This is a genomic window from Lutimaribacter degradans, from assembly GCF_023703375.1.
Classification (GTDB): Bacteria; Pseudomonadota; Alphaproteobacteria; order Rhodobacterales; family Rhodobacteraceae; genus Lutimaribacter; species Lutimaribacter degradans.
The window spans coordinates 149,064-168,971 of record NZ_JAMQGO010000003.1 but is presented as its reverse complement, the minus strand read 5'-3'; the positions used below and the strand labels follow the sequence as shown (position 1 = coordinate 168,971).

The following is a 19,908-nucleotide window of genomic DNA, read 5'->3' as shown; positions in this document are numbered from 1 at the left end:
TTAACTGCTGACATGCAAGAACGCATTCAGTTCTAATTCGCGGAGGCGTCAATGCTGGGCATTTTTGGCATCATCATGATTTTCGCCATGGTTTTTGGCGGTTATCTGGCGGCAGGCGGTAAATTGGGGATCATTCTCAAGGCGCTGCCTTTCGAACTGATGATAATTGGCGGGGCCGCGGTCGGGGCTTTCCTGATCAGCAATGACATGGGGGCGGTCAAGCATACCGCCAAGGATATTGGAAAGGTTTTCAGGGGGGCCAAGTGGAAGCCGGATGATTACCGCGATCTGCTTTGCTTGTTGTTCGAATTGGTTCGTCTTGCGAAATCCAGCCCGGTTGCAATCGAGGAACATATCGAGGCACCGGATGAGTCCACTATTTTTTCGAAGTACCCTCGCATTCAATCCGACAAGGAAGCGATCAACCTGATTTGCGACACGATGCGCTCGGCCTCGATGAATTATGATGACCCTCACCAGGTCGAAGAAGTTCTTGAAAAGCGGATTGATGCAAACCTGCATCATGCCCTGCATGGCAGCCATGCCTTGCAGACCGTTGCCGATGGGCTGCCTGCTTTGGGAATCGTGGCTGCGGTTTTGGGGGTTATCAAGACGATGGCATCGATTGACCAGCCACCCGAGGTACTGGGCAAAATGATTGGCGGGGCACTTGTCGGGACATTCCTGGGCGTTTTCCTGGCCTATGGTCTGGTTGCCCCCTTCGCCGGCAAAGTGAAGGCCGTGGTAGAGGAAGATGCCCATTTCTATCAGCTGATCCGTGAGGTTCTGGTCGCAAACCTGCACAACCATCCTGCCAATATCTGCATCGAGGTTGGACGGCAGAATACCCCATCGCATTACAGGCCGGATTTCGATGCCCTTGAAGATGCATTGAAGACGCTCAAACAGGATGCAGCATGATACGAAGACTCTGCTCAATACTGCTCTTCTTTTCGCTTTTTCCAACCGCGGTTGCGGCCCAACAGGCCATTGTTCGTTCCGGCGAACATGGTGATTTCACACGGTTGGTCGTTGGTCTGCCGCGTGGGGCGGAATGGGAAATACAGAAGGCAGAAAAACGGGTCATTCTGCAGATCGGTTCGGGTGTCACCAGTTTCGACCTTTCCAGTGTATTTCAACGGATCGACCGGTCGCGGGTTGCTTCGGTCAGCGCAGGAAATGTCCCCGGGCAACTGATTATTGATATCGGGTGCAATTGCTCGGCCAAGGCGTTTCTGGCCGGCCCTCGGATGCTGGCCCTGGATATTGCCCCGATGCCAATTGATGCGGGTCAACAAGCTGATGCAACAGGGCCCGTCTCGAAAACTCTCAGCTTCGGAAGTGCGGTGGTCCAGGTGCCCCGAATGGGCTTGCAAATGGCTTTGCCCGATTTTCCGTCAGAGGGCGGCACCAACACGACCGGGGCCATAGGAATGTTTGCCGAAAAAATGGTGGCAATCGAACTCGCGGGTAAAGCAGAAGAACGTCTTTTGCGACAACTTGGACGCGCCGCTACGCAAGGGCTTTTGGCTCCCAACGCCGGCATCGCACTTCGTTCAGCATCGACCCGGGCAAGCTCGCAGCCTTCCAGCAAGACTTTCTCCAAGTCACCACGGTTGCAAACGGACATTCCTTTGGTCGCATTGTCCAGCCAGGATGCCGATTTCCTTGGCGCAAAAGGTTCGGAAAATCAAACCATGGGGGGTGCCGACTGTATCCCGGATGATGATTTTTCGGTGGTAGACTGGGGTGCTGACAGTTTCCACGCTGGTCTGTCGCATTGGCGCGGGCAGCTGTTTGGTGACCTTGACCAAATCAATGAAGACGCAGCGTTGGGTTTGGCAAAACACTATATCCATTACGGTTTCGGGGCCGAGGCGCGGCAGTCTCTTCGCTTGCAGGACAAGCCTGAGCCACTCTTGGAAATCATGTCACACCTCGTCGACGGTGACCCGGTGGCTGATCCTGGGTCGCTGCCCGCGCAGGCAAGCTGTGAGGGCCTTGTCTCGTTGTGGGCGGTTCTCTCGGCAGAGGAGGGGCGGCAACCAACCGATGTTAATCATAAAGCCGTTGTTCGGCACTTCGCCGCCTTACCTCGGCATCTCCGCCTCGGGTTGGGGCCCGATTTGGCAATGCGGTTGGCCGGCTACGGCCACGAAGAGGCGTCCGAACTGATCCTGCGCAGGATGGACCTGGCAGCTGACCGGAAAACGCAGAATCAAGCACTTGCCGAGATTGGCATTTCCAAACGCGCGGCTGATCAGGAAAAGGCGCAGAAACTTCGCAAGGTGGCCGTCGCGCAGAATACTGAGCAATCGCCCATGGCGTTGGCGGCAATCATAGAATCCGAGGTCGCGGCGGGGCGGCCTATTCCGGGGAAAACCGCCGAACTTGCTGCAGCATTTGCATTCGAAAACCGCAGTGGTGAGAACGCTGACATCCTGGCCTGGGCCGATGCTCTGGCACATGCTGGGGCTGGCCAATTCGCGTTAGCCCTTTCCAAGCTGGATGCCCTTGATCCGGAAAATATTGCGGCGCGGCCTGCACGGATTTACGCTCTGCTTCGGACAAACGCACCAGATGCCCTGTTTCTGGAGCTGATTTTTCAGCGATTGGATCAGGCCAAAGAGCTTCCGGAAGACGAAGTGAATCGGCTTGCTGAACGCGTGCTTTTGCTCGGGTTCCCGGAAGACTCCATGAAGCTGTTGATGAATCCGGCGGGTGGTGACGAGGCGCGGGAAAGGCGCCTGTTGCGTGCAGAGGCGGCGTTGAAAATGACGCGCCCACGGCAGGCCGAGGCAGAGTTGCTTGGTTTCTCGGGGCCCGATGTCGACGCGATAAGGGCGCGTGCACGCAGCATGGCCGGCGATCATGCGATTGCCGCGCGGGTTTATGCAGACCTCGAATCCGAGGGCGATGGGAGGCGTTCGGCTTTCCTTGCAAGCGAGTGGGCAGATCTTGCCCAAACCGATGATCCTGCACTATCCGCATTTGCCGCGTTGAAGCTGACCGAGAACGAGGCAACGCCGAATGAGGCTGTGCTGGCAAGAAACCAAGACTTGCTTGACCAGAGTGCGCGCGTGCGGGAAACACTGGACCAGCTAATTTCAAGTTTCGCGTTTGATGATTCCGCGAACAACTCTGACCAAGCCGGTTCGCCGTAACCGAATCGAAAGACACCGGGCCTAACCCTGTTCTCACAAGCAGAATGCTGCGGAGGGCCGGAAAATGAAAAAGCGGGAAATCCCCGACTTGGCTTGGCGAACGGGCGCGCCTTATCCAAAGGCTGTCACGGTGGCGCACCGTTTGCCCGATATCTTGGAAAGTCCGCTTGGCGCAGGTGAATTTTACGTTGCTGGACAGGTGACACTTGCAAGCCGGCTGTTTGGCGTGGCGCCCCAAATGTCGGAGCGTGGGTAATGCCGTCGGGCTTTTCGGCGCAGGCCGTTTTCCAACCCACCGTGTTGCTGGCGCTCGCCTTGATGGCGGTCATCGTGATGATGATTCTGCCCATGCCCGCATGGGTTCTTGATGTGGGATTGTCCGTATCCTTTGGTCTTGCAATCCTTATCTTCACCGTAACGCTCTTCGTCGAGAAACCGCTGGATTTCTCAGCGTTCCCCACGATCCTTCTGGCATCCTTGATGCTTCGACTTTCGCTTAACGTTTCGTCCACCAAACTCATCATTGGCGAGGGTCACACCGGGACGCGGGCAGCGGGCGGTGTCATCGAAGGCTTTGCCAATTTTGTTATGGGCGGAAGCCTTTTCTTAGGGCTGGTCGTCTTTGGCGTTCTGTTGATCGTGAATTTCATGGTCATCACCAAAGGTGCGGGCCGGATGGCCGAAGTCGGCGCCCGTTTTGCTCTTGATGGGATGCCAGGCAAACAACTTGCGATCGATAGCGACCTGTCCGCAGGGGCCATAGACCACGTCGAAGCACGTGCTAGGCGCGAACGTGAGCAACAGGAAACGACCTTCTTCGGCTCGCTCGACGGGGCATCCAAATTCGTCAAGGGCGATGCGCTGGCCGGGCTGCTGATAACCTTGTTGAACCTTGTCATGGGGTTGGTGATGGGTCTTGTGGTCCATGACCTGCCAATTGCCACTGCTTTCGAAACATACGCCATCCTGACCGTCGGTGATGGCTTGGTCACGCAAATTCCTGCCGTCATAATCTCGATTGCCGCGGCACTCCTTCTTGCGCGGGGCGGCACTGTTGGCGCGACTGACACGGCATTGGTGGCACAATTGGGCAAACATCCCGCAGCCCTGGCCACGGTGGCCGTGCTGATGCTGCTTTTCGCCTTGGTGCCAGGCCTTCCCTTTGTACCCTTTGTCATGGGCAGCGGTGTTCTGGCCACTGCCGCGCTCATGGTGAACAGGCGCAACAGCGTGGCCTTGGAATACGGTGACGCCTTGCCCAAAGAAGTAATGCCTGCGCCACAGCCGTTGGGCGATGTGCTGGATCTCGATGATATCCATGTGGAGTTCGCCTCAGACCTTGTCGAAATGGTTCTGGATGCAGGCACCGGGCTAGACGTGCGGATCGCGAACATGCGGCTTCATGTGGCCAAGGCATTTGGCCTAATTTTGCCGGAAATTCGCCTGACCGATGACGCCGGGCTGCCGCCCGGAACATATATCATTCGTATACAGGGGGTGGAGCAGGTGCGCGCTCGCCTGTTTTCTGATCGCGTCCTGGCGCTTCTGCCGGAGGGCGATGTCTCGGTTCCGGCGGGAGAGGATGTTGCAGAACCCGTTTATGGTGCGCCAGCGCGTTGGATCGACGAGGACGCCAGGGAAAAACTGACCCTTGAAGGGGTGACGATCGTCACGCCGGCCGAAGTGCTGGCCACGCATCTACTGGAAACGATCAAGCGCAATTTCTCGCGGCTTTTGACTCTCAAAGCCTTGCAGCGACTGCTTGATGAAATGGTTAACTTGTCTGATCCAAAACGCGCCGAGGCGAACCGCACCCTTCTGGACGAAATGATACCTGATCGTGTTCCGCTGGATTTGCTGCACCGCGTCACGCGTCTTTTGCTAGAGGAGCAGGTATCCGTGCGAAACCTGCCACTCGTCCTTGAAGCGACTGCCGAGGCGCGATCAGCGGGATTGGCCGCGCCTGACATGATTTGCGAGCATGTTCGCCAGCGTTTGGGCTTCCAACTGGTTGCAGGGCTGAAAAGAGACGATGGCTCTCTTCCGCTTATTCAACTGGCGCCCGAGTGGGAGGATACGTTCACCAGTTACCAGGTCGACGGCGAACGCGGTGCACTTGATGTTGCCCTCCCGCCTGATCTTTTCGCGCGGCTGACCGACGGGGTCGCCGAACAGGTTTCCGCTGCTGGCGAGCGTGGCGTGTTTCCAGCGCTTGTCACCGCATCTCGTCGCCGTCGGTTTCTTCGGGCGCTTCTTGCCGCGAAAGGGTTGAGCACTCCGGTCTTGTCTTTCGAAGAGATTGGTGCCGATGCCCACCCCTCTCTTGTTGGAACGGTTGCCGCATGATCGACCAGGCGGCGAGCATTCTGGGGTTGTCGCAGCTGGCCCTTTGGCACGGATTTGTCGTTTTCTTGCGGGTGGGTGCACTTGTTACCTTGTTGCCGGGGTTCGGTGAAACGGCGGTGCCCCTGCGGATCAAGCTTGGCTTGGCGCTTGCCTTCACGGTTCCGGTCGCAGTTGCGATCGACCCGTTCGCCGGCGTTCCCGACTGGCCCGATCTTGCATGGCTGTTGATTACCGAGCCGCTCTCAGGGGCATTGCTGGGGGTCAGCCTGCGCCTTTTCGTCCTTGGTCTGTCAACTGCAGGCTCCATCGCGGCGCAATCCACCTCACTTGCACAGATTTTTGCCACTGCCGGGGGGGATCCGCAGCCGGCCATGGCACATATGCTGGTCATTGCCGGGCTGGCGCTTGCAATGATGGCGGGCCTGCACACGAAGGCCGTCATTTTCGTCATTCTGTCCTACGACATGTTCCCGCCAGCGCGACTTCCTGATGCTGAAACCGTATCAACCTGGGGCGTGGGCCTGGTGTCAAAAGTGTTTGCACTTGGCTTCATGCTGGCGGTGCCATTCGTGATCGTTTCGGTTCTCTACAACCTGACATTGGGCGTTATCAACAGGGCGATGCCGCAGCTCATGGTGGCGTTTGTCGGCGCGCCGGTTATTACCTTTGGCGGGCTTGCGCTGCTCATGCTGTTGTCGCCGCTGATGCTACAGGTGTGGCTTGCCGCGATCGACGGGTTCTTGCTTGTGCCGCACGAGGTTGCGAGATGAATGGCGCGTCAGGTGAGGACAGCGACAAAACTCACGAGCCAACCCCACGAAAACTGGAGGAAGCACGCAAGAAAGGAGAGGTCGCACGATCACAGGATCTTTCGGTATCTGCGGCCTATGGCGGTTTGCTTTTGGCACTTCTGTTGACCGGCGCCAGCAGCGTAGAGGCGCTGGGTATGTTGTTTCGTAGCCTGATCGAGCACGCCGATGGCTGGCGTGAGGTGTTCTTCAACGGCTCTGCAAGCCGTCCGGCAAAAGGTTTGATCGTACAAAGCATGGCTGCCATTGCGCCCTGGTTTGTCACTCCGGCTGCGCTTGTCCTGCTCACGGTGATTGCCCAGCGGGCCTTCATCGTGACACCGTCCAAGCTGGTGCCCAAACTCAACCGAATTTCGCTGATTGCCAACGCGAAGAACAAGTTTGGCCGCGGGGGTCTTTTCGAGTTTGCGAAAAGCTTTGCGAAGCTGGTGATCTATTCGATTGTCTTGTTTGTTTTCCTGAACGCGCGGCTGGAAGAAATGTCAGCAAGCGTACAGACAAGCCCGGGTATCGCCATGACGATGCTGGGGCGCTTGTGCATCGAGTTTCTCTTCGTGGCCCTGGTTGTTGCCCTGGTCCTTGGTGGAATCGACTACCTTTGGCAGTGGCATGAACATATGCGCAAGAACCGGATGTCCCACAAGGAAATGCGCGACGAGCATAAGGACACCGAAGGCGACCCGCAAATGAAGCAGACGCGGCGCCACAAGGCACAGGAAATCGCGTCGCGCCGCATGATGCAAGATGTGCCGCGGGCCGATGTCATTATCGTGAATCCGACGCATTACGCGGTCGCATTGAAATGGAGCAGGGCACCGGGCTCGGCCCCGGAATGTGTTGCCAAGGGCGTGGATGAGATTGCCAGGCGGATTCGTGAAATCGGGTTTGAAAATGGCGTGCCGGTCCAGTCGGACCCACCGACGGCGCGGGCCCTTTATGCGTCGGTCGAAATCGGGGAGGAAATCGCGCCCGAACATTATCGCGCAGTAGCGGCCGCGATCCGGTTTGCCGATGGGCTCAGGCAAAAGGTCAGAAGGCGATGAACAAGGACAAGGCCGATCAAATCGCCCGCCTGACATCGGTGATGTTCCGTCGGCGACAGGCCGAACTGCAAGCATTGCATGTCGAAGAAAACCGTCTGCGGGATGCAATGGCGGCACTGGATGAGAACCGTGTTCAGACAAAATTGGCCGATTGCGCAAACCCTGTACGGCAAAGCCTTGGTGCCGATGTTCTTTGGCAAGGCTGGCTTGATACCCAGCAGCGTGAGCTGAGCATGGAGCTTGCGCGCCTTCGCGCGGCGAAGGAAACCCTGTTGCATAGCTTGAAAAAGGCGCTTGGGCGTCAGCAGGTGGCCGAGCACCTGCAGAAAACCGCTGCGCAAAGACAGCGATCCAGGGCGGACAAGAGGCAAGGTTGATACCGGTTGGGCTCAGACATCCTGTCGCCCGATGTCGGTAATCAGTATATCCGACACATCATGCCCGATCACGCCTTGTGCGGCATCCAGTAAGGCATCACGTAATGATCCCATGTTGGCAGCCGAGGTGAAAGCACCACGAAACCCACCAATATTCGCGTGATCGAACAGTACCTGCAAGAAAACGTCACGGAGTTTGGGCTCTCTGGTGTAAATCGTTTCGCGCGCTCCGGGTGCGGCCTCGATGCTGAGTGACAGCACGACCATCGCGGCCACGCGATCCTGTTCTACGACAGGCACAACGAATTGGTTGCTCAACTTGATGTATTCCGGAATTGCTGGCTGAGCGCGCGTGTCTTTCACGGCGATGCCGGCACGCTTGGTATCCGAGGGCGGAGAAGGCGCGCATTCCGACAAGGTTGCGGCCTTTTCGGGGGCAGGTCGCACCATCGCACCTGCCACGACGCCACCGCCGGTGCCCATGGCGGCAAGCAAGATCGGTAAAAGCGTGCGAAACATGTCTGGTCTCCTCAGAACGGCAGGACCGCATCCAGAATCTGCTGGCCGTAGCGTGGTTGCTGCATGTCCGAGATCTGGCCGCGGCCGCCATAGGACACGCGAGCCGAAGCGATCTTGTCGTAGGTAACTTCGTTTCGGCGTGAGATATCCTCGGGGCGCACATAGCCGGTGACCAGCAATTCGCGCATTTCGTAGTTCACGCGCACCTCTTGGCTACCTGATACCGCGAGAACCCCGTTGGGCAGCACCTGGGTAATCGTCGCGGCCACCCGCAGCGTCAGTTTCTCGTTGCGACGGACCGAGCCGCTGCCCGAACTTGACGAGGTGGACCCGATCGATACCGCTTCTGCCATCGAGGCTCCTTCTGGCAGGCGCTTGTCGAGGCGCTGTGGTATCCCGAACAAACCTGGTACGCCCAGGCTTTCTGATCCGTCGCGAGCGCGTTGCGTACTGTTTGAAATTTCGGCCTCATCGTCGATTTCGATTACGACGGTTAGTATGTCGCCACGGCGCATCGCCCGCCTGTCACCCAACAGAGATCGACGACCGGAATGCCACAGCGAAGAATGATCGACGGGGCGTTGAACCGTTTGCCGCATCGGCAGGCCCGGGTTGAACATGGCGTTGTGCGCCGGGCTTTCCTGGGTCGGAGTGAAATCCGGCGCCTTGCCGATGTGGTCGGCGCGGACGCAAGCGGACAAAACCAACAGCGCGGATAGACAGAGCAAGCGTGAACGCATCACTTCATACCTTTCACCAGAACCGTACCATCAGCCTGAACCTGGCCCATGACCGGACTACGCGACGACAGATTCAGAACACGTATGGTTTCGCCTACCCCGGCACGATCAAGGGCGCGCGCCTCGGTTTGGATATGCAAAACGGACGACTCGAACACCAGGGGAACGATCTGGTTGCGTTCGATGATTGCAGGAGGGCCAACATCACCGGGGCGAACCGGCCTGCCGGCATATATGGTGACGCGGGCTTCTTGGCCGACGATTAACGCGGGATCGGCCAGGCCCACATCCGGACCCGTGTGCAAGATCAGATCGCTGGCGGAAACGATCGTCTGTGCACGCAAAGTGCGGGCGGCAACCAGCATGTCGGCATGCGCCGGAAATGCCAGGCCAACCAGGATCAGGGCAAGCCATAGCATGGTCATCACCGTACCTGCGCTGTTGCGCCCAGCATCTGGTCGGCTGCGGAAATGACCTTTGAGTTCAACTCGTAGCCGCGTTGCGCTTCGATCAGTTCGGTGATTTCCCGTACGGGATCGACGGAACTGTCTTCAAGATAGCCCTGCCGCAAGGTGCCCAACCCGTCCTGACCGGGTGTTGTTACCAATCCCGGACCGGATGCTTCGGTTTCGGTGAAAAGGTTTGATCCGATTGCTTCCAGCCCCTTGGCATTGGTAAAGCCTACCAAGCTGAACTGCCCCAAAACCTGCGCCTCGGTGGCAAGATCGAAATAGGCATAGACTTCGCCATCGGCGTTGATCGAGATCGAGCGCGCATCCGTCGGGATCACGATTTCTGGCTGCACGGGGAACCCGTCTGAGGTGACAATCAACCCGTCGCCGCTGCGTTTCAGGCCACCGTCACGGGTGTAAGCGGCCTGCCCCGAGGGTAGTGTCACCTCCAGGAATCCTTGCCCGTCGATTGCGACATCCAGATCGCCGCCAGTTTCGCTCAGCGCGCCTTGTGCAAGGTTCATCGATACGGCCGCGGGTCGCACGCCCAGGCCAAGCTGCACGCCGGTTGGCAATATGGTGCCATCGGCGGCGTTTACCGTCCCGGCGCGGGCGGCTTGCTGATAGTGCAGATCGGAGAATTCTGCCCGCCGAGCATTATAGCCCGTGGTCGACATGTTGGCGAGGTTGTTGGAAATCGTTTCAACCCGCATCTGTTGGGCGGACATGCCCGTTGCGGCGATCTTCAAGGCACGCATGGTGGCCTCCTGCGGTTAGCGGATGAATGTCTTGACGGCGGTCCGAATGCGCTCATCTTCGGCTTCAAGGAATTTCTGCCCCATCTCGTAGGCACGCTGGACCTCGATCATGCGGGCGATCTGGCTGATCGGGTCGACATTCGACGATTCCAGAAACCCTTGCAGGATCTGGCCGGCTTCAACTGGTTCCACACCGCCGTCTGCGCGGAACATCACGCCGTCCTCGCGGATCATGCCGTTGGGATCTGCCGGTCGGTAAAGCCCGATCTTCCCCAGGGGGCGCCCATCGTCGCTAATCGTGCCGTCAGCAGAGATGCCAATGTTCGCGGCATCGGGCGGAACGAAAACCGGCGCACCGCCTGCATCAAGAACGCGAAAGCCGTTTGGCGTTACCAGGTCGCCTTCGGCATTCGGTGTAAAACTGCCTGCACGGGTCAATCGTTCGCCCCGTGATGTTTCGACCATGAAAAACCCCTCGCCCTCGATCGCAAGGTCGAAACGCCCGTTCGTTCGGGTCAATGCGCCCTGCATGATCGACGTGTTGCGCACATTTCCCGTGGCCATCGAAAGGGACGGACCGTTTTCAACCCGCTTTACATGTTCCGAGAAAATCAGCCCCTCCTGCCGAAAGCCGGTCGTGGCCATGTTGGCGATATTGTTCGCCACTACCCGCATTTCGCGCATCAAGCCCGACTGCCGGGTGAGCGTGGTGTAGCCTGCATTATCCATGTACTGCCCCCGTTTGCCCTGTCAGCCGCCGACCATCAGCGGCACCAGCGTATCTTGGAAAAAGCTGACCAGTGTCTTGGTCATGAAGCCCATCGAGACCCAGTAGACCGCGACGATTGCCCCGAGTTTCGGAACGAAGGTCAGGGTCATTTCCTGGATCGACGTCAGTGCCTGGAAAAGCCCCACAGTGACGCCGGCGATCAACGCGACCGAAAGGATCGGCACCGAGGTTATCACCGACACCCACAGGCCCTGGCGCAGCGTGTCGTAGAATACGCCCTGGTCCATCATCAGACGGGCATCCGCAGGATTTCCTGGTATGCTTCGACAACCTTGTCGCGCACGGTCACTGCGGCTTCGACCGCAAGTTCGGTTTGTGCCAACGCCTGCACCAGCGCATGAGGATCTGCGCCGCCCGTCATGGCGGCCTGGGCTGTTTGCTCGGCCTGTTGCAGCGTCGCCGTGAAATCCCGGGCCAGGTTCACCGCCGCTTCGCCGGCAGTGCCAGTGCCTTGCGGTTCGGTTGCGGGGCGGGCCGCGGCATAGTTCTGCCCGGCGAGTGCGGAAATCGCTTGCATCGTTCTCTCCTTCTGGATCTTCGGGGTTTACCGGCGCAACAGGTCCATCAATGCCGACGACATCTGCCGTGTCTGGTCGAACATTTTCAGGTTCGCCTCGTAGCTGCGTTGGGCTTCGCGTGCGTCTGCCACCTCGATCACCAGGTCGACATTCGACCCGAGATAGTGCCCGGTCTCGTCGGCCATCGGATGCGCGGGATCATAAACTTGTTCCAGGTCACCGCGATCAAGCGTGACACGCCCCGGATTTACCATGCTCACGCCCGCGCCTCGCATCGTGGCCTCGAACGGGATCGTCTTTCGCCGGTATCCTGGTGTATCCGCGTTGGCGATATTTTCAGACACGTGGCGCAGGCGCTGGGCTTGGGCATTCAGCCCGCTGGTGGATACTTCGAGTGATCTTGAAAAGTCGCTCATGCCGGTCTCCTCAACGACGTCCGATCGCGCTGCGCAGAATGGTCAGCGAACTCTTGTAGATGGCCAACGCCCGGTCATGCTGCCGCTTGGTGTCGACCGCGTGCAGCATCTCTTGCTCGATCGTGACGTTGTTGCCGTTGGGGTTGGTGCCGGCGCCGTCGCGCGCCACGGTTTCAAAAGACATCTGGCCAGCAACTGTGCCATTCAGATGCCTTGTGCGCGTGGCCTTTTGCACGGTCTGGCGGTCTGAAACCATGTCGGCAAAGGGCGGCAAGTCATGCGCCTTGTAGCCCGGCGTGTCGGCATGGGCCATGTTCTGCGCGATGGTGGCCTGCCTGGCGCCAGCATGGCTTGCCATGGCGTGTGACAGACGAAAAATCTGCAAATTCGCAAACATCGGGGCTTCTCCCTCGGTGACCTATACCGATGCTTAACCGTGATTCCTTTAGAAATTGTTTTCGAAAGATTTTTGGAGAGTGCGATGCCCCAGCCCAAATCCATGCCGGAAATCGGCAGCCTGACTTCGGTTCGTGACGTAGGCCGTGTAGTTGCCGTTTCGGGCGGTTTGGTAAAGGTGCAGGGGCTTGGCACGTTCGCCCGGCTGGGAGATCAGTTGCGTCTTTTGCGCAAGGGGGCGCTGCCGCTGATGGGCGAGGTTCTGCAACTGGGGAAGGATGCGTTGACCATGCTTCCGGAACACGCTCTGACCGGCGTCTCACTGGGGGATCGGGTCATCTTGGCAGGGCCGGCCCATATAGCGCCCTGCGACGGGTGGATTGGCCGCGTGATCGACCCAATGGGACGCCCGCTTGACGGGACGCCCCTTCCGCGCGGCGATGGCGGGCGCGACTTCCTTTCAGCGCCGCCGCCAGCCGCGCAGCGCCGTGGCCTGGGACAAAGGTTGGAAACGGGAATGCGCGTTTTCAACACATTGTTGCCCATCGTACAGGGGCAGCGCGTCGGGCTTTTTGCCGGTTCTGGCGTCGGCAAGACGCATCTGCTTGGGCATCTGGCGCGGTACATGCAGGCCGATGTCGTCGTGATCGCCCTTATCGGAGAGCGCGGCCGCGAAGTTGGCGATTTCGTCGGCAAGGTTCTCGGCCCCGAGGGCATGGCACGGTCGGTGGTGGTGGCGGCAACGTCAGACCAATCGCCGCTATTGCGGCGGCGATGCGCCTGGACGGCTATGACAGTGGCCGAATATTTCCGCGACCAGGGGTGCAACGTCCTGTTTCTGGCCGACTCCATCACCCGCTTTGCCGAAGCGCATCGTGAAATCGCCGTGGCCTCGGGCGAGGACGCGGCGTTGCGTGGCTATCCTGCTTCGACCGCGCATACCATCATGGCCCTGGCCGAACGCGCTGGGCCGGGCGCTGGAAGCATGGGGGATGTTACCGCGTTGTTTACCGTTCTGGTGCCCGGATCGGACATGGAAGAGCCGGTGGCAGATATCTTGCGTGGCGTCCTTGACGGCCACGTGGTTCTGGATCGCAAGATCGCCGAGCGAGGACGCTATCCTGCGATCGACCTTCCGCGCTCGGTCTCGCGCAGCTTGCCCGACGCCGCGACTGAGGCTGAAAATGCGCTGATCGGCGAAGCGCGGCATTTGCTTGGTGTGTATGACGAAAACGACATGATGATCCGGGCGGGGCTTTATGCAGCAGGCAGCGACCCGACCCTGGACAGCGCAATCTCAATCTGGCCCGAGCTTGATGCGTTTCTTGCCGAGAACGAAAGCCAGGCAAGCACAAATAGTTTTGCCCGGTTGCGTTTGATCTTGCGACGCGCGAGCGCCCCGCGACCAGTGCAGCCGGGATCTGCCAGCCACGCAACACGTTAATTCCGGCGTGGGATGTTTTGCAGCAGGCTTAGCGCGACCGAGGCCGGGCCGGTCACGACAGCCTCGGCAACTTGTGTCCGCAACAAGTATCGTTGAACCAGCTGTTCGCGCACCTCCGGCCTTGCCAAGTCTCCGACGCTTTCCAGGCCAAGCTGGCCGCGCGCCTTTTCCTGGAAAACCTGCAGTTGCTGATCAATGTCGATCTGGCCAAAACTTTTGGGCAGACCCAGCGCAACCTCGAATACCTCGCGCAGTGGGGCGGTGCCCATGATGCGAAACCACCGGGCGTTCTCGCTGCTCGAACCGCCTGCGATCTCTGGCAACTGCCGATCGGCGTTCAACGCCAGCCGCATCGCATTATCCTGTTCGCCGACGGCCTGCTCGAACTGCTGCTTGCGATAAAGCGCCACCGTTTTCGCGCCGAAATCGCTCAACTTGGTGTTTGGTACCGGGAAATCGCCGAAACCAAATGCCTTGGAAAAGCTTTTGTATCTATCATCGGCCAGCCTGTTCGACAGCGCGTCGCTTTTCAGCGTACCATCTTCCAGCACTTTGCGGATGAAAAAGCGGTTGTCGATATCACTTTGCAGCCCATGGGCGCCCAATGCGACCCGCAATAGCCGCCTGTCGGATACCAGTTGTTCCGCAGTGTCGATCTTACCGATCTTCTCAAGAAAATAATCGGTGTCGCGGGTGATTTGCGCACCCGAGTTGAATGTGGCGGTTTGAGTATCCATCGTGCGCTGCAAAAAGCGCCACCCGGCCAACCCGGCCATCGGCAGGACGGGTTGAAAGCTCATTTTGCGGCGGCCAAAAGCCGATCTTCGCGCGGAATCAAACGGCGCAGCGCCTTGAGGCATTGGTAATAGCGGCGCGAAATCAGCGCCTCGGTGGCTATCGTCAATTGTGTGCGGCTGTCAGCGTCTGTCAGCACCTGGCTCAGTTCCTCGATCCGGCGAAGCAATTGGTGCTGGGCATCATCCGGATCGAGGTCGCCGGACAACACCAGCTGCGCTGCGTAACAGACGCGACGCACGGGTGTTTGTGCGTCCTCGGGGTGGATGGCATCCCGGAGGCGCAGGATGTTCGCATCAGGCGTGAGGATCGACAGCCGCGTGCGACGGTCACCGTTTTCGATAACGGCGCCATTCACCAGAACGCGTTCCTTCGGGTTCAACTTCAGGACCAAACCGCTCATGTGTCTTTGCCTTCCTTGCGCAAGCCCCGCATGATGGCCGTGTTAACCTCGACCAGCGGTCCGACTGGTGCATTTCCTTTCAATACGTTGCGGCTGTAGGTTTCCGTGAACTCAGCCAGATAAAAGAGCCGCGCCCGCAAATCGGCAGGCAAAGCATTGTCCTTGTCGGCTACCGATATCGCCAACGTGTTCCAGAGGCGACGGTTCTCGTGGATGGCTTCGGCCAGTTTGGAAAACCCGCCTTTTCCTTTGCGTGCCGAGGCTGCAAGGCGTTGCGTGACGCGCGCGAAAACCTCGTATTCGCCACTGCGCGGGGTGCGGATCGGTGTGGCGTTCGATTGGTAGGCGCGCTGTGCCAGACGTTTGGTGTTCACGTCTTATCCTTCCGATTTGCGATTTCCGGGAGATTCAAGGTCCGGGGGCGCCGTGACGCCCCCGGAACGCCAGCGTTTAACGGAACAACGACAGCAGGGTCTGCGGCGCCTGGTTGGCGATCGACAGGGCCTGGACCCCCAGCTGCTGTTGCACCTGCAACGCTTGCAGACGCGCCGAAGTTTCCTCCATGTCGGCATCGACCATCGCCCCGATACCGGATTTCAGCGAGTCGCCGAGGTTCGAAATGAACTCGGACTGGGTTTCGATCCGGCCTTCGATCGAACCGAACGACGCGGCGGCGTTGATCGCGGTGTCGATCAGGCCTTCGATGTTGCCAAGCGCCGCCGCTGCCCCGGAATCGGTACTGACATCGATTGCCGCCAGCGCGCCAAGGCCGCCAGAGTTGGCATTGGTGAATTGGCCCGAAACTTGCAGCGAATCCGCACCATCATTGGTGACGACCAATGTGCCGGCGTTTGCACTGTTGTAATCGACCGTCACCTGGAGGTCGGTGGCCTCAATCGCGTTCTTGAGGTTCACGGCGATCACGTCTTGGGGGGTGGTGCTCGCCACGTCTTCGTCGGTCACCGTGTAGCTGACAGAGTCCTCGCCCAGTTGCAGCGTGATCTTGTCCCCGGTCGCATAGGTCGGGTTTGCGATGACGATGGTGCCGTTGTCGTCCGTTCCCCCGTTTCCATCGAGTGAGAACCCGAACGCATCGGCCGAATCGGCAGCCACCCCATCCGTGCCGGTAAAGGACGCCTTGGCCGTGTAGCCCCCGGTTGACAGGTTTTGTGCGTTGACGGTGATCGACGAAGCGCTGACGCCGGTACCGCTGCGGTCAAGCGACGCCAATACCGATGTGGATGCGGTGCTGCCATCGACCAGGTTCAGACCGTTGAACTGGGCTGCACCCACGACTGCGCCGATCTGTTCCTTCAGCGCGGTCACATCGGCGTCGATCTTGGCACGGTCGACATTGTCTTCCTGCGCAGCGACGATCTTTGCCTTCATCTGGTTCAAGAGCTCGGTGGTGGTTTCTGCCGCTTCACGCGCCACAGCGACCGTCGATTCGCCCAGCGACAAGCTGTCCGAAATGGCCTTGAGGCCATTTACATCCGATTCCATCACCTTGGAAATCGCCCAGACTGCGGCGTTGTCCTTGGCGCTCGATACCGACTTGCCCGTTGAAATCTCGGATTGCACCGAGGCCATGTTCTTGTTGATGGAGCGCATGGTTTGCAGCGCGACCATGGCGCCGTTGTTGGTCAGAATGCTCGACATGATATGTTCCTTCAGTCAAAAAGGCGCTTTCCGCCCGATTGGGTTCCCGACGCGCGTATCGCGGCCGGATCGACCGTCTTCTGACGAATGCGACAACGGCTCCAACCGCGGTCGCGCCACCAGCAAGGTGCGGGAACAACCTGCCGCTCAAAGACCTAAGAGAACGCTAATCCAACTCTCCCATCTCGAATGTATTTGATTGAGTGTTTTGTATAATTCGAAGGGTTCTCAGGCGCGGCGCTCGACGCTGGGTCGGTGCATTCCGTCGATGCTTTGACGGTTGCCACTTTGGTCATAGGTGTTCAGCGCGCTGCGGACATCACGCAGTGCCTGCAGCCGACGGGTGACGGCGTTTATCCCCTTCAGCGCGCTGTCGAACAATTCCTGATTGCGCTTTGCCTTGGCCTGAAGACCGTCCAAACCGGATTTTGGGAGCTTGGCCAAGGTATTGACCAGCTTTTCTTTTTCTTCGGCCAGGCGCGCCAGGTTTTCAACATCGCCCGCCAGCAAGGCGGCCCTTTCCTTGTCAAGAAGGTCATCGAAAGCGTTACGGGCTATTGTTGCTTGATCAGTCATTCGGAATCTCCTTCAATGCGTGAAAGATCGTTTCGGCCAATCCGACACCGCCGCGCTCGGCCATTGCGCGCGCCTGTTCCTGCAAAAGAAATGATGCGAACTGGTCTTCGCCGATGCCACCTCCGAAAGCGTCCGGCGTATTGCCCAACCCTGCGGTTTTCAACATTTCGGCGAGAAAGCTTGCCTCAAGTTCGATTGCAGCCTTGCGCAGATGCGTGTCGGCTGTCTTTGGCGCAGCTCCGGCCATCGGCGGGATTTCGGTCATATTGGCTGTTCTTTCAATTCGATGGATTTTTCCGAACATGGACCTGGGACAGTAAAGAAGCAGTAACCACCGATCCGCATATTCGCTCTGTCGATCCAGAACGGAGCCGCAATGACACCTTTATCGCCCCAGTTGGGAAGCAGTCCGCAGACGCAGGCGGGACAGCCGCGTAAAACGCTACAGTCCCTAGCTCATAAGGCGTTTTCAGAAGAATACGTTGCGCAAGGCGCGCCTGATGATGCGCGGCATCCTCCGGCCATCGACAAGGTGGCCGATCACGAGTCTGCGACTGCCGAGTCCAGGCCCGAGGATATGGAACGGCCTTTGCTCGACCTTCAACACCCTGGTGAAAATGTGGAAACCACGCTGCCAATCACCGAAACAGCACGCCGGAATGATACCCTGCTTGGCTCGGAGAGGGATGAGGCCGAAGGCCGGATGGCCCAAGGGCAAATCACTGCCCTGTGGCTCGATCACGCAGCAAAGAACCCACAAGAACGTGAAGTCGCGCCGGGTCGGCCTGATGCAAGCGTGTTACGGTTCGGGCGCGATACAGCAAGTGGTGGTCTTGCAAGAGGACCGGACCATTCCGATGGCTTGGTGTATGCCAAGGCAGCGGGCGAAACCGACCAGCAGTCGCGGATACCAGAACCGCTTGGATCACCAGATAATGCGAAAAAGGGCATCTCTTTGACGACATTGACGTTGAATGACCAAACCGGGATGGGCCAAGACCGGATAGCGCGTGGGCAAGCAGACAGGCGCAGCGAGGCACTGGCAAGACCCCAGTTCTTCGCGGGCGATGCGAGTGGTTTCGCAAGGGGTACGCCGGGACAAGACAAACCGCCGACGGTCGAACTGGCCGAGTATCCGCAGATCAGAACGCGCGCACCGGGAAAGATAGAATCGACATCCCCGGCATCGGTATCGCTGGTTCCGGCAAGCCCAGTGAAAGCGGTTGATAAAGGCGCGAATACCATGCCGGGCCCGTCAACCGACCGGCTGCAAGCACCCGAACTTGGTCTTTTAGGCAGATACCACAGTGCAGGGCCGGAAAATAAAACAGCGCGCAAAGAGCCGGGCAGAGGGCACCAAGTTGCGATGCAAGGGCTTGTGTCAAGGCGGGGCGCCGTTACCCAAGCCATGGGGCAAAACATGCAGGTCTCGTTTCAAACGGCGGGCGCACCCTTCGGCACAGCACCGGAGCAAGACGTGGCTGACCCATCGGTGATCGAGGCGCGTGGTTCCCTGATGTTGCATGGCTCGCCAGATGGTATTGCCGACCGGATACCGGGGTCGCCCGCGCCTGCTGCCGAAACTGCGGCGCGAGCGGGCGCGATACACCTCGCCCAGGCCGTGGCGCGGCAGATGGCTGAAGCCGTTCCGCGCCTGGCCGATGCGGCTTTGGAAATCACTCTGAACCCAGAAGAGCTGGGCCGCCTGCGCCTGACCCTTGTGGGCGCAGATGGCGGGCCACCCGTATTGCACGTCACTGCGGAACGCATGGATACGCAAGAGCTGGTCCGCCGCCATGTCGATTTGCTGATGCGCGAGTTTTCGGCGCAGGGGTTTGGCGGATTGACTATTGATCTTGGCCAGCGTCACCAGCGCACGCCGGCGCCGCCCACCCTGGTCATCGGCGAAAGTGACCCCGCGGCAGAGCCTGACAACACATCTTCACCTTCTGTCGTCGGGCGCGGGCCCGCGTCAATGCTGCCCGGTGACCGCGTGGACATCAGACTTTGAGGAGCCCGATATGACCGACTTCAACACCATTCAACCGGCCTTTTCCCAAACTGCGGCGACGCAAGCCACGTCCGTGCAGGCGCAGGCCACTTTAAGCTCGGATTTCGAGACTTTCCTGAAAATGCTGACCGTGCAGATGCAGAATCAGGACCCCTTGAACCCAGTCGAAAGCTCGGAATACGCGGTGCAGTTGGCGACCTTTTCGTCAGTAGAACAACAGGTGCTGACAAACGATCTCTTGGCCACTCTCGTGGGCCAATCAAGTGGCAACATATCGCAGATCGCCAATTGGGTCGGCATGGATATCCGTGTGGCCGGTAGCGCGAGTTTCGATGGTGAGCCGGTCGCGATATGGGCCGAGCCGGCGCCGGGCGCCGTTCAAGCCGACCTAGTGGTCCGCGACAGCGGCGGCAACGAGATCACGCGCACAGGTGTCGAAGGCAGTGGCGGGCGCTTGACCTGGGATGGACACCTGGTTGGTGGCGGAAGCGCACTGCATGGCGCATACCGTTTTGAGATTGAAAGCCGGGCCGAGGATGGCACGGTAATCGATGTTTCAGACGCCGAGATTTATACCCGCGTTGTCGAGGTGCAAAGCACGCCCCGAGGACTGGAATTGCTGACCGAAAGCGGTGATACCGTGCCGGCAAGCGCCGTTACCGGGTTGCGCCAAGCCTGAGCCCGCGGTTGTT

24 protein-coding genes are annotated in these 19,908 nt (G+C 59.1%); 9 read left to right on the top strand and 15 right to left on the bottom strand.

What is annotated here, in order from left to right; translation table 11 throughout:
* The first annotated feature begins 51 nt into the window (after nt 1–51).
* From motA to M8744_RS07095, 6 genes are all read left to right on the top strand, one after another.
* Nucleotides 52–921, top strand: coding sequence for a flagellar motor stator protein MotA (gene motA, locus M8744_RS07120; RefSeq protein WP_251411631.1), 870 nt, complete (start codon nt 52–54; stop codon nt 919–921).
* Complete coding sequence (locus M8744_RS07115) at nt 918–3,164, top strand: hypothetical protein (protein WP_251411629.1); 2,247 nt, start codon at nt 918–920, stop codon at nt 3,162–3,164. Before motA ends, M8744_RS07115 begins: the two co-directional genes overlap by 4 nt.
* A 255-nt stretch (nt 3,165–3,419) precedes the next feature.
* Nucleotides 3,420–5,510 carry a flagellar biosynthesis protein FlhA gene (flhA, locus tag M8744_RS07110; RefSeq protein ID WP_251411626.1) on the top strand — a complete coding sequence of 697 codons (2,091 nt, stop codon included), beginning with the start codon at nt 3,420–3,422 and terminating at the stop codon, nt 5,508–5,510.
* Complete coding sequence (locus M8744_RS07105; RefSeq protein ID WP_251411623.1) at nt 5,507–6,280, top strand: flagellar biosynthetic protein FliR; 774 nt, start codon at nt 5,507–5,509, stop codon at nt 6,278–6,280. The genes flhA and M8744_RS07105 overlap by 4 nt, the downstream gene beginning before the upstream one ends.
* On the top strand, nt 6,277–7,362 hold the full coding sequence (locus M8744_RS07100) for an EscU/YscU/HrcU family type III secretion system export apparatus switch protein (protein WP_251411619.1): 1,086 nt from the start codon (nt 6,277–6,279) through the stop codon (nt 7,360–7,362). Before M8744_RS07105 ends, M8744_RS07100 begins: the two co-directional genes overlap by 4 nt.
* On the top strand, nt 7,359–7,739 hold the full coding sequence (locus M8744_RS07095) for a hypothetical protein (RefSeq protein ID WP_251411615.1): 381 nt from the start codon (nt 7,359–7,361) through the stop codon (nt 7,737–7,739). The genes M8744_RS07100 and M8744_RS07095 overlap by 4 nt, the downstream gene beginning before the upstream one ends.
* A 12-nt stretch (nt 7,740–7,751) precedes the next feature.
* Here M8744_RS07095 and M8744_RS07090 read toward each other — a convergent pair whose 3' ends face one another.
* From M8744_RS07090 to M8744_RS07050, 9 genes are read right to left on the bottom strand one after another with little or no spacing between them, the layout of a single operon-like run.
* The gene (locus tag M8744_RS07090) at nt 7,752–8,258 is read right to left on the bottom strand and encodes a flagellar basal body-associated FliL family protein (RefSeq protein WP_251411613.1); all 507 of its coding nucleotides are present in this window, start codon (nt 8,256–8,258) and stop codon (nt 7,752–7,754) included.
* Nucleotides 8,259–8,269: 11 nt separating this feature from the next.
* Nucleotides 8,270–8,998 (bottom strand): flagellar basal body L-ring protein FlgH, encoded by a 729-nt coding sequence (flgH, locus tag M8744_RS07085; protein WP_251411609.1) that lies wholly within the window; start codon nt 8,996–8,998, stop codon nt 8,270–8,272.
* Complete coding sequence (gene flgA / locus M8744_RS07080) at nt 8,998–9,417, bottom strand: flagellar basal body P-ring formation chaperone FlgA (RefSeq protein WP_251411607.1); 420 nt, start codon at nt 9,415–9,417, stop codon at nt 8,998–9,000. The genes flgH and flgA overlap by 1 nt, the downstream gene beginning before the upstream one ends.
* A 5-nt stretch (nt 9,418–9,422) precedes the next feature.
* Nucleotides 9,423–10,208 (bottom strand): flagellar basal-body rod protein FlgG, encoded by a 786-nt coding sequence (flgG, locus tag M8744_RS07075; RefSeq protein ID WP_251411604.1) that lies wholly within the window; start codon nt 10,206–10,208, stop codon nt 9,423–9,425.
* Nucleotides 10,209–10,223: 15 nt separating this feature from the next.
* Nucleotides 10,224–10,937: a flagellar hook-basal body complex protein gene (locus tag M8744_RS07070; protein WP_251411601.1), complete on the bottom strand. Its 714-nt coding sequence runs from the start codon at nt 10,935–10,937 to the stop codon at nt 10,224–10,226.
* 21 nt (nt 10,938–10,958) lie between these two features.
* Complete coding sequence (locus tag M8744_RS07065) at nt 10,959–11,228, bottom strand: flagellar biosynthetic protein FliQ (RefSeq protein WP_251411598.1); 270 nt, start codon at nt 11,226–11,228, stop codon at nt 10,959–10,961.
* Nucleotides 11,228–11,515, bottom strand: a complete 288-nt coding sequence (fliE, locus tag M8744_RS07060; RefSeq protein WP_251411595.1) for a flagellar hook-basal body complex protein FliE — start codon at nt 11,513–11,515, stop codon at nt 11,228–11,230. Before fliE ends, M8744_RS07065 begins: the two co-directional genes overlap by 1 nt.
* Before the next feature lie 27 nt (nt 11,516–11,542).
* Nucleotides 11,543–11,932, bottom strand: a complete 390-nt coding sequence (gene flgC, locus M8744_RS07055; protein ID WP_251411592.1) for a flagellar basal body rod protein FlgC — start codon at nt 11,930–11,932, stop codon at nt 11,543–11,545.
* A 10-nt stretch (nt 11,933–11,942) separates the two neighbouring features.
* Nucleotides 11,943–12,290 (bottom strand): FlgB family protein, encoded by a 348-nt coding sequence (locus M8744_RS07050; RefSeq protein ID WP_251411589.1) that lies wholly within the window; start codon nt 12,288–12,290, stop codon nt 11,943–11,945.
* 123 nt (nt 12,291–12,413) lie between these two features.
* Here M8744_RS07050 and M8744_RS07045 point away from each other — a divergent pair, with 123 nt between their 5' ends.
* Nucleotides 12,414–13,772, top strand: coding sequence for a FliI/YscN family ATPase (locus tag M8744_RS07045; protein WP_251411587.1), 1,359 nt, complete (start codon nt 12,414–12,416; stop codon nt 13,770–13,772).
* Here the strand turns inward: M8744_RS07045 and M8744_RS07040 are convergent.
* The 6 genes from M8744_RS07040 to M8744_RS07015 form a co-directional block, all read right to left on the bottom strand.
* The gene (locus M8744_RS07040; RefSeq protein ID WP_251411584.1) at nt 13,769–14,572 is read right to left on the bottom strand and encodes a DUF1217 domain-containing protein; all 804 of its coding nucleotides are present in this window, start codon (nt 14,570–14,572) and stop codon (nt 13,769–13,771) included. The two genes, M8744_RS07045 and M8744_RS07040, sit on opposite strands and share 4 nt — an antisense overlap.
* On the bottom strand, nt 14,569–14,970 hold the full coding sequence (gene flbT, locus M8744_RS07035; protein ID WP_251411581.1) for a flagellar biosynthesis repressor FlbT: 402 nt from the start codon (nt 14,968–14,970) through the stop codon (nt 14,569–14,571). Before flbT ends, M8744_RS07040 begins: the two co-directional genes overlap by 4 nt.
* On the bottom strand, nt 14,967–15,344 hold the full coding sequence (flaF, locus tag M8744_RS07030; RefSeq protein ID WP_251411578.1) for a flagellar biosynthesis regulator FlaF: 378 nt from the start codon (nt 15,342–15,344) through the stop codon (nt 14,967–14,969). Before flaF ends, flbT begins: the two co-directional genes overlap by 4 nt.
* A gap of 76 nt (nt 15,345–15,420) precedes the next feature.
* Complete coding sequence (locus M8744_RS07025; protein WP_251411575.1) at nt 15,421–16,629, bottom strand: flagellin N-terminal helical domain-containing protein; 1,209 nt, start codon at nt 16,627–16,629, stop codon at nt 15,421–15,423.
* A 228-nt stretch (nt 16,630–16,857) separates the two neighbouring features.
* Complete coding sequence (locus M8744_RS07020) at nt 16,858–17,139, bottom strand: flagellar biosynthesis protein FlgN (protein WP_251411572.1); 282 nt, start codon at nt 17,137–17,139, stop codon at nt 16,858–16,860.
* Between the two features lie 58 nt (nt 17,140–17,197).
* The gene (locus M8744_RS07015) at nt 17,198–17,470 is read right to left on the bottom strand and encodes a rod-binding protein (protein WP_251411569.1); all 273 of its coding nucleotides are present in this window, start codon (nt 17,468–17,470) and stop codon (nt 17,198–17,200) included.
* A 111-nt stretch (nt 17,471–17,581) separates the two neighbouring features.
* Here M8744_RS07015 and fliK point away from each other — a divergent pair, with 111 nt between their 5' ends.
* Nucleotides 17,582–19,216 (top strand): flagellar hook-length control protein FliK, encoded by a 1,635-nt coding sequence (gene fliK / locus M8744_RS07010; RefSeq protein ID WP_251411566.1) that lies wholly within the window; start codon nt 17,582–17,584, stop codon nt 19,214–19,216.
* A 10-nt stretch (nt 19,217–19,226) separates the two neighbouring features.
* On the top strand, nt 19,227–19,895 hold the full coding sequence (locus M8744_RS07005) for a flagellar hook capping FlgD N-terminal domain-containing protein (RefSeq protein ID WP_251411563.1): 669 nt from the start codon (nt 19,227–19,229) through the stop codon (nt 19,893–19,895).
* Nucleotides 19,896–19,908: the final 13 nt, after the last annotated feature.

What these genes read in the sequence shown, in the direction of transcription:
- motA (WP_251411631.1), top strand. Translation starts at nt 52, where the DNA reads ATGCTGGGCATTTTTGGCATCATCATGATTTTCGCCATGGTTTTTGGC.
- M8744_RS07115 (WP_251411629.1), top strand. Translation starts at nt 918, where the DNA reads ATGATACGAAGACTCTGCTCAATACTGCTCTTCTTTTCGCTTTTTCCA.
- flhA (WP_251411626.1), top strand. Translation starts at nt 3,420, where the DNA reads ATGCCGTCGGGCTTTTCGGCGCAGGCCGTTTTCCAACCCACCGTGTTG.
- M8744_RS07105 (WP_251411623.1), top strand. Translation starts at nt 5,507, where the DNA reads ATGATCGACCAGGCGGCGAGCATTCTGGGGTTGTCGCAGCTGGCCCTT.
- M8744_RS07100 (WP_251411619.1), top strand. Translation starts at nt 6,277, where the DNA reads ATGAATGGCGCGTCAGGTGAGGACAGCGACAAAACTCACGAGCCAACC.
- M8744_RS07095 (WP_251411615.1), top strand. Translation starts at nt 7,359, where the DNA reads ATGAACAAGGACAAGGCCGATCAAATCGCCCGCCTGACATCGGTGATG.
- M8744_RS07090 (WP_251411613.1), bottom strand. Translation starts at nt 8,258, where the DNA reads ATGTTTCGCACGCTTTTACCGATCTTGCTTGCCGCCATGGGCACCGGC.
- flgH (WP_251411609.1), bottom strand. Translation starts at nt 8,998, where the DNA reads ATGCGTTCACGCTTGCTCTGTCTATCCGCGCTGTTGGTTTTGTCCGCT.
- flgA (WP_251411607.1), bottom strand. Translation starts at nt 9,417, where the DNA reads ATGCTATGGCTTGCCCTGATCCTGGTTGGCCTGGCATTTCCGGCGCAT.
- flgG (WP_251411604.1), bottom strand. Translation starts at nt 10,208, where the DNA reads ATGCGTGCCTTGAAGATCGCCGCAACGGGCATGTCCGCCCAACAGATG.
- M8744_RS07070 (WP_251411601.1), bottom strand. Translation starts at nt 10,937, where the DNA reads ATGGATAATGCAGGCTACACCACGCTCACCCGGCAGTCGGGCTTGATG.
- M8744_RS07065 (WP_251411598.1), bottom strand. Translation starts at nt 11,228, where the DNA reads ATGATGGACCAGGGCGTATTCTACGACACGCTGCGCCAGGGCCTGTGG.
- fliE (WP_251411595.1), bottom strand. Translation starts at nt 11,515, where the DNA reads ATGCAAGCGATTTCCGCACTCGCCGGGCAGAACTATGCCGCGGCCCGC.
- flgC (WP_251411592.1), bottom strand. Translation starts at nt 11,932, where the DNA reads ATGAGCGACTTTTCAAGATCACTCGAAGTATCCACCAGCGGGCTGAAT.
- M8744_RS07050 (WP_251411589.1), bottom strand. Translation starts at nt 12,290, where the DNA reads ATGGCAAGCCATGCTGGCGCCAGGCAGGCCACCATCGCGCAGAACATG.
- M8744_RS07045 (WP_251411587.1), top strand. Translation starts at nt 12,414, where the DNA reads ATGCCCCAGCCCAAATCCATGCCGGAAATCGGCAGCCTGACTTCGGTT.
- M8744_RS07040 (WP_251411584.1), bottom strand. Translation starts at nt 14,572, where the DNA reads ATGAGCTTTCAACCCGTCCTGCCGATGGCCGGGTTGGCCGGGTGGCGC.
- flbT (WP_251411581.1), bottom strand. Translation starts at nt 14,970, where the DNA reads ATGAGCGGTTTGGTCCTGAAGTTGAACCCGAAGGAACGCGTTCTGGTG.
- M8744_RS07025 (WP_251411575.1), bottom strand. Translation starts at nt 16,629, where the DNA reads ATGTCGAGCATTCTGACCAACAACGGCGCCATGGTCGCGCTGCAAACC.
- M8744_RS07015 (WP_251411569.1), bottom strand. Translation starts at nt 17,470, where the DNA reads ATGACCGAAATCCCGCCGATGGCCGGAGCTGCGCCAAAGACAGCCGAC.
- fliK (WP_251411566.1), top strand. Translation starts at nt 17,582, where the DNA reads ATGACACCTTTATCGCCCCAGTTGGGAAGCAGTCCGCAGACGCAGGCG.
- M8744_RS07005 (WP_251411563.1), top strand. Translation starts at nt 19,227, where the DNA reads ATGACCGACTTCAACACCATTCAACCGGCCTTTTCCCAAACTGCGGCG.